The organism is Coleofasciculus sp. C1-SOL-03 (assembly GCF_040220555.1).
Taxonomy (GTDB): Bacteria; Cyanobacteriota; Cyanobacteriia; order Cyanobacteriales; family Coleofasciculaceae; genus Coleofasciculus.
Genome location: NZ_JAVJUO010000022.1, coordinates 49,092 through 63,510, shown reverse-complemented (window position 1 = coordinate 63,510; position 14,419 = coordinate 49,092). Strand labels below are relative to the sequence as shown.

The window sequence follows — 14,419 nt, the reverse complement described above, 5'->3', positions numbered from 1 at the left end:
GTTTCTCCTACACTACAAAAATTTCTGCCTATTATTCACAAGTATCAGGTTCGTTTGTGTGTATAGATAGCGATATGTGAAATTATGTCGAAATCAAAGCAAATTAAATCTCACTGGCCCCCTGGAAAAGAACCTTGGTTAGCTGTTAACTTATCTAGGTTTTTTCCAGGTTTAGGGCAATTTTATGCAGGTCAAGTAACTCGCGGATTGATTATTAGCGTCAGTTACATAGTGTTAATCGGTTTAGCGATAAACTTAGCCTTCAGCACTCTGGATACTATAACCGTTTTGACTGTATTAGTACTGGTAGTACTGGGACTATTATACCTGTCAGTTTGGAACTTATTTGATGCTTATCGCTGTGTTAAACGTTCAAACTCGCCTCGTTTTGAAAAGTTTAGAATCAGAAACAAAGATCCATGGTTAGCCGTTTTTTTGTCTCAAATTATACCAGGATTGGGACATCTATACCTAAAAAAATGGACAGGGATTTTGTGGTTTATCCTGTTTATCATTTCTGGCTTGATTCCCGGATTGCTCTTTTTTTTCATGGGGTTCGTTGTTTATCGCGCTTATGCGGCTTCACCTATTCGACGCGAGAGAACATGGAAGCCTATACTAATTGTTTCTCTTCTTGTTTCTCTTTTTGTGATTATTAGCAATTTTTTGCCAAGTGGGATAAGAAGCTTTGTCGCTGAATCCCGTTATATCCCATCAGGTGCAATGGAGCCGACACTACAAGTTAATGATCGTTTACTCATTAATAAGTGGAGTTACCACTTCCAAAAGCCACAACGAGGAGATATTGTGGTGTTTTCTCCCACAGAATCTCTCAAGCAGCAAAATTTTAAAGATGCATTCATTAAGCGTATCATCGGTCTACCCGGAGAGAAAGTAGAAGTTAAAGCGGGTCAGGTTTATATCAATGATCAACCTTTAGAGGAAAACTATATTGAAGAGCCTCCAGAGTATACTTATGATCCTGTCACTGTACCGCCTAATTCTTACTTTGTCCTAGGCGATAACCGCAATAACAGTTATGATAGTCACTATTGGGGGTTTGTTCCTAGAGAAAATGTTATTGGTAAAGCAACTAAACGATATTGGCCCCCTGACCGAAGAGGAACTGTAGAGTAATTATACTCAATCCACTTTTACAGCGCTTTTCATGTTTATGGAATACAAAATTGTGTCGGCTTAGTTTTCAGCGCAATCATCGTCTGTAGTCTACTAACTTGAAAACTGCTGTAAAGTGGGTTTTCGCAATTGGATTGGGTATAAAATGGTGGGATAAATCTTACCATTAGATTGGGCGCACGTCGGTGCGCCCCTACATTTCTGGGCGTAGAATTGAACAAATTTATCCTAACTTCCCGAAGCCAAAGGTAACGTCTCCACCTGGGTAATCATGTCCAATAAGGAAAGTCCCAAACTCTTATTCAACGCCACGTTACTCTCAGGACAACTGTGCTGCATCAAACAGCGAGGACAACCCTCATCGCAGTCACACCCTTCGGCTAACACCTTTGCTTTAAACGCAAAATCCCCGAAACGATGAAAAATCGCCTCAGATACTCCATTTCCTCCGGGAGTTGTATCAAACCAATACCCAATCGTGGGTAAGGTATGTTGACGATGGGGTTTGTTTACAATCAGACTATTTACCTCCTGAGCTTCACTCAAAATTAATAACGGTACAGCCAAATTAACTTGGTGGGTGAGAGAATGTAAGGCAATCCGTTCTGGTGGACAAGACCAAAGACAGGTATAGTCACTAGGAATATTCTTCCCATACTGCTGAATCAATCTTTGTTTGATTCCTTTAACCTGTTGAGTCAAAGAGTCCTTAATCGGTTGATTCACTTCGATTTGCAGTACAGGTGCTTCCAGTCGGGTTAAATACGGCTGCTCAAACGTCTCTGTTTTGAGCCGTTTCTGGATTTCCGCAAACCGCGTCTTGCGCCGACAGTCTGGACATTGCGCTTCTTTAACAGGCGTATGGTAGCGCTTACATTGAAAGTTTTGACAGGTTTTATCGTATTCTAAACTATAGAGTGTATATCCAGTCACGTAATCCGTAATTTCTCCCCAACCCAAAATTAAGCGGATTCGTCCATCCGGAATGCTTGTCTCCAGAATCTTCGGTTCAGCTAAGTGAGATTTGAGTTCAATCTCGGTTTCTTGCTCCGCACGAGTTAACTGTTGGGGATCTTCAGGTAGGGGAGTTAAAATTGCCTGTTTATTCTGCAAATCCAGGCTTTGACAAGAATACCAAACTCGCTCTCCTCCGGGCGACTGATGCTGATAAATTGCCTCAGGAAATACTTCTCGCTGGGCGTGTTTTTCATCTAATTCTTCAAATTCTTCCCCCGTTTTCTGATCCACCAATGTCACCGTCCAATGGTTTGTTCCTCGCATTTGCACCTGTTTATGGGGATAAGGTTTCGTCCACAAGTACTGGTGGCGAGAGAGGGATAACTGGTTTTGATTTAGCAACTGAATGGCAATGTCTGCGGCGGGCTGACCAAAATAGTGATTGAATTTCTCCAAGGGAATACCAGTCTCACAAGCGCCACAGAGTAAATGCTGTTTGAGGAAGAGTTGATAGTCAGGATTACATACGACACTTTCAACATCACCGTTTAACAATAAGTCTGGATTATTTCCATAAAAATAATCCAAGGCATTTTGGGCAATGGGCAGAAAAATAACTAAACCGGGGCTTTTTCGCCCCGCCCTTCCCTGACGTTGACGTAACTGCATGAGTGAACCGGGATAACCGCGCAGTAAGCAACAATCGAGTTCTGGAATATCAATCCCCGCTTCTAAGGCTGAGGTTGCCAAAATAATGCTAATTTCTCCCGTACTCAATTGCTGGATAATTTGGCGACGATGATGAGATTTCAGCGAACCATAGAATATCCTCACCTGGGATTTAAGATAACCTTGTCCCCGTTGCTGTAGATGTTCTTGGATTTGATTTAAGAGAGATTTGAGGGAAATGCGACTATTACAAAAAACGATTCCCTTTAATCCTTGCTCTAACCACGATAGGACAATCGCACAAGAGTCCATATTGGCATACTTAGACGGGGCTAAACAGAGGGTTGTCCGCGCCGCCGTTGCTGCACCACTGTTCTCGATTAGGGATAAATTTCCCCGTCTGCCACTAAAGGTTGCGGCTAATTCCCCTGGATTACCAATCGTCGCCGTGGCAAAGATATGTTGTAATCGAGTCGAATCTCCACCACTTTGATCCATGGCTAATCGCAACCGTCGCATTAAATTGGCAAAGTGAGCACCAAAACTACCGCGATAGGTGTGGGCTTCATCAATGACTAAATAGCGAAGATTAGCCAGAAACCATTGCCATGAGTACCATTGCGGTTTAAACACTTTAAACAGTTGATGGTGGAGTAAATCCGGGGTAATACAAACAATTTGCGGCGATTGTTCCAATAATTGAATCCGTTCAGCCATGGGAACATCTCCCGTCAGCATCACTACATTAATCCGCTGAAACCTTGGCACATTGTCAAGAATGTCGTGAATTTGCCGCAACTGATCTACCGCCAACGCTTTTAAGGGAAAAATAAATAGGGCGGTGGCTTGAGGATTAAGTAGACAGGTTTCCAAAATTGGCAGCAGAAACGCCAAGGTTTTACCACTGGCTGTTGGGGTGGAGAGGATAATATCTCCCCCTTGACGCAACGCCTGTAATGAGGCGTACTGATGAGACCATAGAGCGTTGATGCCAATGGTCATTAAAGCATAGCGGAGAACTTGGGGTAAATCCAGAGGTAAGGGTTCAGCCTCTTCCTGGGAAGCGGGAGTAATTTCTACAGCGGTTAACTTTTCCCCATCGAGGAGGCTTTGCGCGATCGCCCGAAATGCAGGGGATTGAATCGCGGCGATGTCAGCTTCACTGACTTGGGGGGTGGCTGACACAGACGATGAAGGGGTTGAGGCGATAGGATGGTTGGGTTCAATCAACTCATGCTGGCGAATTTCTAGATAAGCCTGTTCCAGATGCGCTTCTATGTCGGCTCGTTGTTCAGGAAACGCGGCGGTGTAGACAGTTAAAGCGGCTTCCAATCGTTGAATCCCTTGGCGTAGGTTCTGAATGCGATCGCCTTTATTCCGCTCTAAATAAATTAACCCCAAATCATAGTGAGTTTCCGCCCAATCCTGGGGATCATCAGCCTGAGTGAAAACTTGAGCGGCTATTTCGTAGCCAGTGCGAACAATTTCCCGATTATCCGTGCGATCGCCCCCAGGAAACTGGTTGACTAACTGGCTCATCCCCCGCAGACGTCTCGCCAGATCCGGCTTGTGATCATCATCGAGTTCAGCCAACCGTGCGATCGCCCAGTCTTGCAGCACTAGGGCAAATGTCTCATTCAGCTTATCAGAGTTCTCCGCCAGGAAGGGATGCACCCCAGATACATCCTCGTTGCTGGGTAAAGTAATCAACAACAATTGGTGGAGAAACGTCTTCAGGGTTTCCCAAGTTGGATCAGCCATGATTGAAGCTAGCGTTCTGCCAGGGCGTTATTCTTATCGGGTCTGCTCGTGTCATTATTGTACAGTAGGGGGCAAGGAACGCTGCGGTTAACCTTCAATCCCACCAATAGGAAATCACCACCGCGTCGCGATCGCGTTGCATTTCCTGATCAGAAAGTCCTGCGTCTAATCGAGCCATCAGTCGCCGTTTAAGCCGCCAACTGTAGTCTTCATTTGTACCATCCGTTATATCTACTGAATCCGCTCGCCACTTTTTGCCGAAGTCTAAAAGCTGAGACACAATTGTGTCTTGATTTTCTGCCAGAATATAGAGTGTATCGGCTGGATAAGCGACAAAATGAAGAATACTGGTTTCGGGCATGGGACGATAGTTTGCCATTGCCAGAAGCGTATCAATCACACCACTAAAGCTCAAACCATTTTCGTCGGGGGCAAAAATCGGTTTCGTGAACAGAAAACTTGCCCATAACGATGAGTTGTTGGCAAGATCCGTAATCACTTCCTCCCCATCAAACTCATTAAAGCGGCGTTGCCAAACTAGGGCAGCGAATAATTCTTGAGGAGAATAGGATTGAGCGATATGTTTTATTTTTGCTAAGTCAAACATTACTCTTTTCCTCTTTCTGATAAACAAAGCAAGCAATAATAGTTTGTCGATTTAATTGTTGAATAAGGAGTCGGACAAAAAAGCAGCACGCTGATTAAATTTTGTGGATCGCACTCAAACCATTACTTTCTCCTATTAATTCGTTAATCTCAACCGTTAACTTTAATAAGAGTCTACCTACTTAATTGAGTTGGAATTATAAAAAAGGATACAATATATCAGGTATTTTTTATTTAGGTAACCTTATTAGCAAAAATTGCCAAATCATTGTCGTGTAACCAACTCGCTACTTATACCCCATCTAAATGTGCAGCAGCTTCAGATGATATACCTTGTTTCATCCCGACTCCAAGAGTTTACTGCACACACCTACACAGTAGACCAATAAAATTGCTATCATAGTCAGTCAATAGGACTACTATAACATTGGTTCAGCAATCAAAGCAGACGCTGTTCCAGAGGTAGTTGGTTAGGGAAGCATCTCAATTCAGCAATATTATTGGTCGTGGAAGCATTTTACTCCCTAGAAATTATGACTTATGTACGCCCTTACATAACCCCGACAATTGAATCAGGGTGGGTTTTGTTGTTCCGTTATCGGTGAGGAAGCCCCTACAAGGGAATACTTGGCTCCGAAAACAAATGACAAATGACGAATGACAAATGACTATGCTCAATCAATCTTACCCACCGTCTGCCGCTAAAATGCGCCCCCTATCTTTTTTCCGAAATTGGACAATTTTAGTCTTACTATTGCTTTGGTGTACAAGCTGTTCATTTCCAGACTCAGACGATATCAAGTTAACTCTCAACGCCCAAGCCGCAGGTCGTCCTGGACTCTACACCTTGAGTGGCACAACTAATCTCCCGGATCAAAGTCAAATTACCGTAGCCGCCATTCGCGATTTACGGTTTCCGGATCAGGCGGTTTATCGCGATGAATCGTATTCTCCTTATTCGATTCTGGATCGCCAAGTAGTCAGGGTTGAGGACGGAAAATGGCAAGCTACGCTAAATTTATGGCAGGTAGCACCCGATGGACATTTTCGGGAAGCATGGCAACTGGATGAATCCCCCATTGGTGACTCCTTGCAACCCTCTGGTGAGGTATCGTTTGTGGCATTATTTGATCCTCAGGGTCAGCTGCCAACCGCAGAGAATCAAACCATCCAAACACCCGAACTTGAAGGTCAACTGGTTCGCTTTACGAACGAAGGTCAGCCTTATGTCAAGGTCACTCAAAGCGAACAGATTCCTCTACCAACGGGTCGCAAAACTCCCCCGGTGGTTAAACCGGAAGATCGGAATTGGGGTTGGGGAACGCAGCGCTATGAACTTCCACCAAAACCCCCAACGCCTGGGAATGTGCGTCCGCCGACGTTGAAAACTGAACAAACAAATCAACCGCTGTTGCCTTCAGAATTTTTGCGCTGATGGGTGAGAGGGGAAAGTTATAGTGAACGGATGCATGTCAACGTTGTAGGTTGGGTTGAGGAACGTAGGCGAAGCCTTCTCGGAGAGTAACCCAACTTATCGGGTTAGCGTGAACATTATATCAACCCTGACATGCTCCCGAAGCCCCTACCTTGGGAAAGGGCGGGTTTTGAACAAACCTGATCATCAATAGCGAGAAGAAAGTCCTTAAACCCGCCCCTACAGACGCTTTAAAAGCACGTCTGGAACATTCACGCACCATGTCCGCGCAGGTGGTGAAGGTTCCCCTCTTCCCCAATCATCTGATTGCCTACTCTCGTCGCTCAATCACGAGTTTCAAACGAGCAACCAGTGCCCCGATCGCACCGACAGCCGCGATGACGGGAAACAATGTCACCCCAACGACTCCACCCACGACGCCAACGGTTAGGGGAATTTCGATTAAGATTTGATCCTCTTCATTCTTGACGATAATCCGGCGAATGTTACCCTGATGGATCAGTTCCCTTACCTTACCCACTAAATCATCGCCACTAATGGTGAATTCTTCGACATTGACTTGGGTAGTGGTATCAATCTCGGGTTCAATAGACTGTAACTCATTTTCTAGAGGAACGGTGTTAGCGTTAATCTCTTCGACGCTTTCTTGTGTGCGAATTGGTTCGTTCATGGTTAAGCTGTTGTATGTCACTACCCTTCAGGGTAGCGAACCCAGTTGCTAGAGAGTTCACCAGTTGGATTGAATTGATCGGTTGATTCGGGAAACATAAAGAAATCTCTACCCTATAGTTTGGCACAATACATCTAGAAGCACTTGACAAGGAAAGGCAAAATGTATCCAAAACTATTGGTCGTGGTTTTTTTCCTGACTGGATTAGGATTAGCGACTCCCATCCGGGCAGAAAATGCGGATCAGGTTCGCCAATTATTGGACACTGGAGCCTGTCGCCGATGTGCTTTGGAAGGGGCAAACAAATTTGAGAGAGAAAGACTTGAGACTGGCTGATCTGAGAGATACTGATTTAAACGGGCTAGGAGGGATTCGAACCCCCGACACCGTGGTCCGTAGCCACGTGCTCTAGTCCACTGAGCTACAAGCCCTAGCTGTGAGTGATTGACTCACCGATTACTTACAATATCACATCTTTATCCAATGACGCAAGACTTTGCCCAAAAATCATCCCTCAGTCATCTAAACTCTCAGGGTCAAGCCCAAATGGTCGATGTTTCCAGTAAACCCGCTACCCGTCGCCAAGCCGTCGCCGCGGCTCAAGTGCGGATGCAAACAGCGACATTCCAGGCGATTGAGACAGGTAATGCGCCGAAAGGAGATGTTTTAGCCACCGCCCGACTGGCTGGCATTATGGCAGCTAAACAGACAGCAAACCTGATCCCGTTGTGTCATCCCTTACCCCTACACCAAGTCGATATACAAATCCAACCGGACTCTCAACTACCGGGGTATCAGATTCAGGCATCAGTGACAACTAAAGCCGAAACCGGGGTAGAAATGGAAGCTTTAACTGCTGTTTCTGTTACCGCCCTCACCCTGTACGATATGGCAAAAGCCTTGGAGAAATCGATTCAAATTGAATCCATCCGCCTGTTGAGTAAGACGGGTGGCAAATCCGGCGAGTATCAATCCCCTAGTTGAGCGATCGCACTGTCTGTCGTATCCCCTGTACGCTAATTGACGCGTTCAAACATCTAAAAGACTAATTTGAATGCACAGTTGCTCAAGGCAAAAACCCTAGCGCCATGGCGCATCTCTACAATGAGGATGAACCGATTCAGATCACCAAACTATAAACAGTATGGCAGAACACAAACGGATTGGCATTCTCACCAGTGGTGGAGATTGTGCGGGGTTAAATGCGGTGATTCGAGCCGTGGTTCACCGGGCGGTGGGAACCTATAATTGGGAGGTTTGGGGCATTTATCGCGCCACCCAAGGGTTGATGCAGCGTCCCCCTCAAGCCACTCGCCTAGAACCCAAGCAAGTGGATGCGGCGCTAACCTTGGCGGGAACGATTCTGGGAACCACGAATAAAGGTAACCCCTTTGCCTTTCCCATGTCTGATGGTACAGTGCGCGATCGCTCGGCGGAAATTGCCCAAGGGTATCATCAGTTAGGACTCGATGCCCTAATTGGGATTGGCGGTGATGGCAGTTTAGCGATTTTGCGGAAACTCGCTGAACAAGGGGGATTGAATTTAGTGGGGATTCCCAAAACCATTGATAATGATGTCGGGATTACGGAACGCTCCATCGGATTTGATACGGCGGTGAATATTGCCACCGAAGCCCTAGACCGTTTACAGTTTACCGCCGCTAGCCATGATCGGGTGATGATCCTGGAAGTTATGGGTCGCGATGCGGGTCATATTGCGATTAGTGCTGGAATTGCCGGCGGTGCTGATATTATTTTAATTCCGGAAATCCCCTATACTCTAGAACGAATCTGCCAGCAAATCCAACAACGCAAACAACAGGGCAAAAACTATAGTGTAGCGATTGTCTCCGAAGCCGTTCGCACTGAATCCGGGGAAGTGGTGCAGAATACCCTCAGTTTTGGTGAATGTCGCTATGGGGGAGTGGGTCACTATTTAGCGGAACGCATTAGCGCCTTAAGTGGTGCAGAAACACGAGTGACGGTGTTGGGACATACCCAGCGCGGTGGAACTCCCTCACCCTTAGATCGCCTCACCGCCTCGGCTTTCGGTGTTGCCGCAGTCGATTTAATTGCAGAGCAGGACTATGATAAGATGGTCACTTGGCAGAATCGACAGGTTGTCAGCGTCCCGATTTTAGATGCGATCAGTCAGTATAAAGCCGTGGATTCCCAAGGGACTCTGGTGAAAACTGCCAGAGGTTTAGGCATTTGCCTAGGAGATTAATTAATATTAGAGTCCTGAGATTGTAGCGGCAGATATGAGAAAAGGGACACAAGGCGAAATCTGGCTTTATGTCCCTTATCGTATTATTACTTTTTCTTGTTCAAAAAAGGTTAAATAGGGTTCGCTTTAGCTCTACCACGCATTATTAGCGGTATTACGGCGAGAGCCACCACGATTATTCTCCCGGGGTCTGGCTTTATTAACTCTGAGCTGGCGTCCCATCCACTCAGCACCGTCCAGTTGGGAAATTGCAGATTCTTCGTTAGCTTCTTCTGTCATCTCAACAAAAGCAAAGCCTCGAACTCGACCTGTTTCCCGATCTGTAGGTAATACGACTCGCTTAACAGTGCCATAATCAGCAAATACTGTTTTTAAGTCGTCTTCAGTGGCTTGGTAAGACAGGTTTCCGATGTAAATGGTCATTTGAATCGATAAGGCTGAACGAAAGGCTAAAGTTCAGAGCCACAGACGAAAACTCGAAAATGCAAATAGCTTAAAGTCTTGTCTGATAATCCGTGGTTAATTTCCCGGGTGATCAACTAGGAATGTAGCTGCCCAACCAAAAATCTCACCAAAGGTAGAACTGAACTTATGGATATCGCTAATGATAACCTAGAAATTGGTTTCTGGTCGGTTATCTAGCTTACATCTTAGATATCTGCGATCGCGGTCGTTCCTACAGGGATATCATTGTGGTGTTAATCCACCTGGGCTTTCAACCTTAATGTCAATAATTGCGAAATCCTTGTAGTGCGAGCATCTTGCTCGCTACCCATTCCCAATTTAAATGCATGACAGCTTACAAGAAGGCAGAAATAACCCCAACAGCTAACATCTCCCCCAGCTCCCTCTGCTCCCCCTGCTTCATCGTATCTACGAAGCTGCTCAAGTATTTTTGCTAAGCTGCACTAGAGGCTCCCACTACGGGAGCGCAGTATTTAGCCGCGAGAGTGTTATGCCATTAGCGTTCTATTCAATCGAGATAGATTGAGGTCCGTTCGTCCTGCCATTGTCACTTCCTGTTGAAGTCGTCGTATAGCTGGTAGAACCAGTTTGCTGATCGAGCCAGCTTTTAACGGGGTCATCTGAAAGATTGAGTCGAAATACTCCTGAACAAAATCCGCCTAAGAATGCTACAGGCTGTTGGAGTAGTTCTTTAACGATAGGGGTGAGTTCATCAAGAAACATTTGTGAAATTCTCCTGCGGTCAACGATAGGTTGGTTGGGGGATGGCATGGACAAAACCCAACCCTCTATTTGCCACGACTTGCGTACCCAATTTCTAGGTAGAGTGGCATTACCATTATCTTACTCGCCAAAGCACCACAAGAAAGCGAGTAAGGCAACAATCAAGGTTAATGAGGTAAACGGTTTCAATGAATTTAAGATATCCACCGGAAACAAGACCAGAACTTCTGAAAATAGCCAACTCATAATCAGCAGCAGCGAAATCAAGATCATTAAAGGCACAGTCCCTCCAGAGCCAAACGAGTGTGGCAGATGCCAAGGTGTCACCTCTTCAACTATATATATACTGGAAATTAGATAGAACAAGAGTAGACAGTTTGAGCAATTGGTACTGGGGTGGGATAGGCAAAGACGTTAACAATCAGTGTTTCTAGGAGAGTTAAGGTATGTTACGGAAAAGGGGTTCTCAAGCATTAATAGCCATGGTTATAGCCCTTGTGGCTACACCCGTTCTATCCCAGTCAGCCAATTTTGGTACGTTAACCCTATCACCGGGATTTTCCTCGGAGTCCGGATCAGCGATTGGTACGACAGGAGGTTCATTTTCATTGCCGTCGCTAGTGAACCGCGATCGCCAGGGTAATTCTTGTCTGGGTTATGCTGAGGAAACTCCCGATCACATCATCAACTTAGAAGCGGATTTTGATCAGCTCCAGATAGCCGTAGATAGTGGCGGTCAAGACACCACCCTCCTGATTACTGGACCCGATGGCTTTGCCTTGTGTGGTGATGATACGGACTCCAGTCAAGATGCTAGCGTAAACGGCTCCAACTTTGAGGCAGGAGAGTATAAAGTTTGGGTGGGAACCATCAATCCTAATCAAGCCTGGAACTATACCCTGACTGTGCGAGAGTAGCCAGGAACGATAAGATAGTCAATGAGTTGTTTACTTTTGTTTGTCTTAACTCGCTTGTGCTATCTACGTTTTTAGCTGACTTCCGCATCATCTTTGATCGCGATCCCGCTGCTCGCAACTGGCTCGAGGTTTTATTATGCTACCCCGGTTTACAGGCACTCCTGTTCCACCGCATCTGTCACTGGTTACATAATATAGGGATTCCGTTCATCCCTCGCTTTATTTCTCAGTTTTCTCGCAGCTTGACAGGTATTGAAATCCATCCCGGCGCCCAAATTGGTCAAGGTGTGTTTATTGATCATGGTATGGGTGTTGTTATTGGTGAAACGGCAATTGTTGGCGATTACTGTCTCATTTATCAAGGCGTCACCCTAGGGGGTACGGGGAAAGAATGTGGCAAACGCCATCCCACCTTAGGAGAAAATGTTGTCGTTGGTGCGGGTGCCAAGGTTCTCGGCAACATTCAAATTGGCAACAATGTCCGCATTGGTGCAGGTTCAGTGGTTTTGCGAGATGTTCCGTCTGATTGTACAGTTGTCGGGATTCCAGGTCGGATCGTTTATCGTTCTGGCGTGCGAGTTAATCCCCTAGAACATGGTAGTTTGCCCGATTCTGAAGCCACTGTGATTCGATCATTAGTGGATCGGATTGAAACCCTGGAACAAAAGTTGGCAGAGTTAAGCGAAAAGCAATCATCCACACCTGTGCAAGATTGGCGCGATTTGGATTCTGATCAGGTTCCGATGGTGACGGCGGATAGCTGCCAACTTCGAGATAAAGCGATTCAGCAATTTTTGGATGGAGCTGGAATTTAATCCTAAGTTCGACTTTTTCGGGGACATACCAAAATTCATGCCTGATGCGAGGACAGAGGATGGAGGACGCAAGCGCGAACTTGGTCTATACTTCATCCTTCATCCTGCACTAAGCTGATGTGCTTTTCAATTCGATATTCCCTGTTCCCTGTTTCCTGGGATTAGTACATGCGACTCAGGACATAATCGGTTAGCTCGACTAAAGCTGTCGTAGCTGGTGAGGGTTTTAGGGATGCCAAATTTTCTAAGGCGAGGTGAGCATGGTAAGCCGCCAGTTCCCGCGATCGCTCAATTCCCTGACTCTCCATCACTAATGTCAAGGCTTGGTTCCTGTCATCGGGTTGGGCAAACTCTCGCTCAATCAATACCTCTAAGTTGGGTTTTTCTTCCATGGCGTATAAAACGGGGGCAGTTAGATTGCCGCTGATCAAATCAGAAGCGGCTGGCTTGCCCAAGACTTCTGTGGATGCGGTGAAATCGAGGATATCATCAACAATCTGGAAGGCTAAACCCAGATGATTGCCATAGCGATACAGATTTTCAGCCACGTCGGCTGAGACACCACTCAACAGTCCGGCTGACTTGGAACTGTTGGCAATCAGGGATGCCGTTTTCTTGTAGGTCTTTTCTAGATAGGCTTCAATGGTGGTATTCGCCTCAAATCGCGTCAGTCCCTGCTGAATTTCTCCCTCTGCCATATCCTTAATTACTTGGGAGAGCAACTTGACCACCTCTAAGTTGTTGAGATTAGCCAGATACCAAGCCGATTGACCAAACAAAAAATCTCCAGCTAGTACGGCGACGCGGTTATTGAACAAATTATTAACCGTGGGGACATTGCGACGGACTGATGATTCATCCACGACATCGTCATGAACCAAAGACGCGGTGTGAATCATTTCGGTAATTTCCGCTAGACGGCGATGACGGGGGGTAATATCGGAATCCAGCACCGTCGCTCGCGCAATCAATAGGACAATGGCTGGTCTTACCCGCTTGCCCCCAGCCCCAAATAGGTGTTCTGCGGCGGCATAGAGGATGGGGTGACGGGCACCCACTAGGTTCTTTAAGTTCTCGGTTAGCAGATGGAGGTCTGCTTCAACGGGGGCAAAAAGGGAGGTCACTGAGGTCATGGATTGGGCGACTCAGAAATTAGGTTACGAAAGTTTACATATTCTTTCCTTAATTTTAAGCGAAGCGTCCCAAGTAGGGAAATCTGTTTGACCAATAACCGGACTGGAGGGACTCCCCTGGAATTGTATCGACTTATTAAGTTGATCAGAAAATTCCTAGAAATTGCTGGAACTGTTATGTTAAGCTAAATATTAAGGATTTCAAAAGATTAATCGACCGATTGACTCCGAGGTGGTAGGGACAACTAGCTTCCTTACCTTTAGGTTAAGGTGCCGTTAGGTAGGCAGAGATAGCCTCAAGGTTTTGGATGACGGCTTGGTCGTTTGACGAAGTGTCGTCCTCTATTTTAGATAAACCGGAGTTTTCCGGTAGGAAACCTGTCAAGCTTCATCCAACTGAGTTGGAGAAAGGCTTGTACACATCACTGTCAGTAGTAGTGAAGCAACCGAAAAGCTGGGGACATTTTCCCCGAGGTTCATGTTGCCAAGGTTTATTGCCCCCTAGTGAGCTAATACCGTTGCCTCAGCTTCTATGAAATCTTAGATAACTTTGCTGTTCGTCCATACTATGATTTACACTGATATGCCTTTGATTATTCCTGTTCTGGCAACTGTTTATTTGGTTGCCATTTACTTGCTGTTAATGGTAGCTCAACGCACAAAAAAGAGTTCGCAATACCTAGCTAACTCTTTGACCGATGTTTATGCGACTTCAGTGTCAGTGGGTCTGACACCAAGCCCGACATCTGCTAGGGATGAAGTCGAACAATCGCCAACTTCAGCAGTTCAAGAGGTGAGTAGTCCACCCGTGAGTTAACCGTTAACATCTTCGCGGAAATCCCCACCCTCAACGAAGTAGGGTGGGGATGGACAGCAGGAAATCGGAGGTACGAAGATTTCCAAA

The 14,419-nt window shown here is 46.0% G+C and carries 15 protein-coding genes and 1 tRNA gene; 8 read left to right on the top strand and 8 right to left on the bottom strand.

Features of this window, described 5'->3' with window-relative positions; all coding sequences use genetic code 11:
• Nucleotides 1-207: 207 nt before the first annotated feature.
• Entirely contained in the window at nt 208-1,137 is a 930-nt protein-coding gene (gene lepB / locus RIE73_RS02970) for a signal peptidase I (RefSeq protein ID WP_446399765.1), read from the top strand.
• Between the two features lie 228 nt (nt 1,138-1,365).
• Here the strand turns inward: lepB and RIE73_RS02965 are convergent, their stop codons facing one another.
• Nucleotides 1,366-4,524, bottom strand: a complete 3,159-nt coding sequence (locus RIE73_RS02965) for a DEAD/DEAH box helicase (RefSeq protein WP_446399764.1) — start codon at nt 4,522-4,524, stop codon at nt 1,366-1,368.
• Nucleotides 4,525-4,618: 94 nt separating this feature from the next.
• Nucleotides 4,619-5,131, bottom strand: coding sequence for a hypothetical protein (locus RIE73_RS02960; RefSeq protein ID WP_446399763.1), 513 nt, complete (start codon nt 5,129-5,131; stop codon nt 4,619-4,621).
• A gap of 669 nt (nt 5,132-5,800) precedes the next feature.
• Here RIE73_RS02960 and RIE73_RS02955 point away from each other — a divergent pair.
• Nucleotides 5,801-6,565 carry a hypothetical protein gene (locus tag RIE73_RS02955; RefSeq protein WP_446399762.1) on the top strand — a complete coding sequence of 255 codons (765 nt, stop codon included), beginning with the start codon at nt 5,801-5,803 and terminating at the stop codon, nt 6,563-6,565.
• Between the two features lie 310 nt (nt 6,566-6,875).
• On the opposite strand, the gene RIE73_RS02950 is transcribed toward RIE73_RS02955, so the two are convergent.
• The gene (locus tag RIE73_RS02950; protein WP_446399761.1) at nt 6,876-7,235 is read right to left on the bottom strand and encodes a DUF4342 domain-containing protein; all 360 of its coding nucleotides are present in this window, start codon (nt 7,233-7,235) and stop codon (nt 6,876-6,878) included.
• Between the two features lie 162 nt (nt 7,236-7,397).
• On the opposite strand from RIE73_RS02950, the gene RIE73_RS02945 reads away from it, so the two are divergent.
• Nucleotides 7,398-7,571 carry a hypothetical protein gene (locus RIE73_RS02945; RefSeq protein WP_446399760.1) on the top strand — a complete coding sequence of 58 codons (174 nt, stop codon included), beginning with the start codon at nt 7,398-7,400 and terminating at the stop codon, nt 7,569-7,571.
• A 21-nt stretch (nt 7,572-7,592) separates the two neighbouring features.
• Here the strand turns inward: RIE73_RS02945 and RIE73_RS02940 are convergent.
• A tRNA-Arg gene (locus RIE73_RS02940) sits at nt 7,593-7,666 on the bottom strand.
• Between the two features lie 52 nt (nt 7,667-7,718).
• Here RIE73_RS02940 and moaC point away from each other — a divergent pair.
• Entirely contained in the window at nt 7,719-8,219 is a 501-nt protein-coding gene (gene moaC / locus RIE73_RS02935; protein WP_446399759.1) for a cyclic pyranopterin monophosphate synthase MoaC, read from the top strand.
• Nucleotides 8,220-8,379: 160 nt separating this feature from the next.
• Entirely contained in the window at nt 8,380-9,462 is a 1,083-nt protein-coding gene (locus RIE73_RS02930; RefSeq protein ID WP_446399758.1) for an ATP-dependent 6-phosphofructokinase, read from the top strand.
• A 132-nt stretch (nt 9,463-9,594) separates the two neighbouring features.
• On the opposite strand, the gene RIE73_RS02925 is transcribed toward RIE73_RS02930, so the two are convergent.
• From RIE73_RS02925 to RIE73_RS02915, 3 genes are all read right to left on the bottom strand, one after another.
• Nucleotides 9,595-9,885, bottom strand: coding sequence for an RNA recognition motif domain-containing protein (locus RIE73_RS02925; protein WP_446399757.1), 291 nt, complete (start codon nt 9,883-9,885; stop codon nt 9,595-9,597).
• 546 nt (nt 9,886-10,431) lie between these two features.
• Complete coding sequence (locus tag RIE73_RS02920; protein WP_446399756.1) at nt 10,432-10,650, bottom strand: hypothetical protein; 219 nt, start codon at nt 10,648-10,650, stop codon at nt 10,432-10,434.
• Nucleotides 10,651-10,770: 120 nt separating this feature from the next.
• On the bottom strand, nt 10,771-10,923 hold the full coding sequence (locus RIE73_RS02915; protein ID WP_446399755.1) for a hypothetical protein: 153 nt from the start codon (nt 10,921-10,923) through the stop codon (nt 10,771-10,773).
• A 209-nt stretch (nt 10,924-11,132) separates the two neighbouring features.
• On the opposite strand from RIE73_RS02915, the gene RIE73_RS02910 reads away from it, so the two are divergent.
• Together RIE73_RS02910 and cysE are read left to right on the top strand one after the other, a co-directional pair.
• The gene (locus tag RIE73_RS02910) at nt 11,133-11,567 is read left to right on the top strand and encodes a hypothetical protein (RefSeq protein WP_446399754.1); all 435 of its coding nucleotides are present in this window, start codon (nt 11,133-11,135) and stop codon (nt 11,565-11,567) included.
• 56 nt (nt 11,568-11,623) lie between these two features.
• Nucleotides 11,624-12,382 (top strand): serine O-acetyltransferase, encoded by a 759-nt coding sequence (gene cysE / locus RIE73_RS02905; protein WP_446399753.1) that lies wholly within the window; start codon nt 11,624-11,626, stop codon nt 12,380-12,382.
• A 161-nt stretch (nt 12,383-12,543) separates the two neighbouring features.
• On the opposite strand, the gene sds is transcribed toward cysE, so the two are convergent.
• Nucleotides 12,544-13,515, bottom strand: coding sequence for a solanesyl diphosphate synthase (gene sds, locus RIE73_RS02900; protein ID WP_446399752.1), 972 nt, complete (start codon nt 13,513-13,515; stop codon nt 12,544-12,546).
• 583 nt (nt 13,516-14,098) lie between these two features.
• Between sds and RIE73_RS02895 the strand changes: the two genes are divergently transcribed.
• Nucleotides 14,099-14,332, top strand: coding sequence for a hypothetical protein (locus RIE73_RS02895; RefSeq protein ID WP_446399751.1), 234 nt, complete (start codon nt 14,099-14,101; stop codon nt 14,330-14,332).
• The last annotated feature ends 87 nt before the right edge of the window (nt 14,333-14,419 follow it).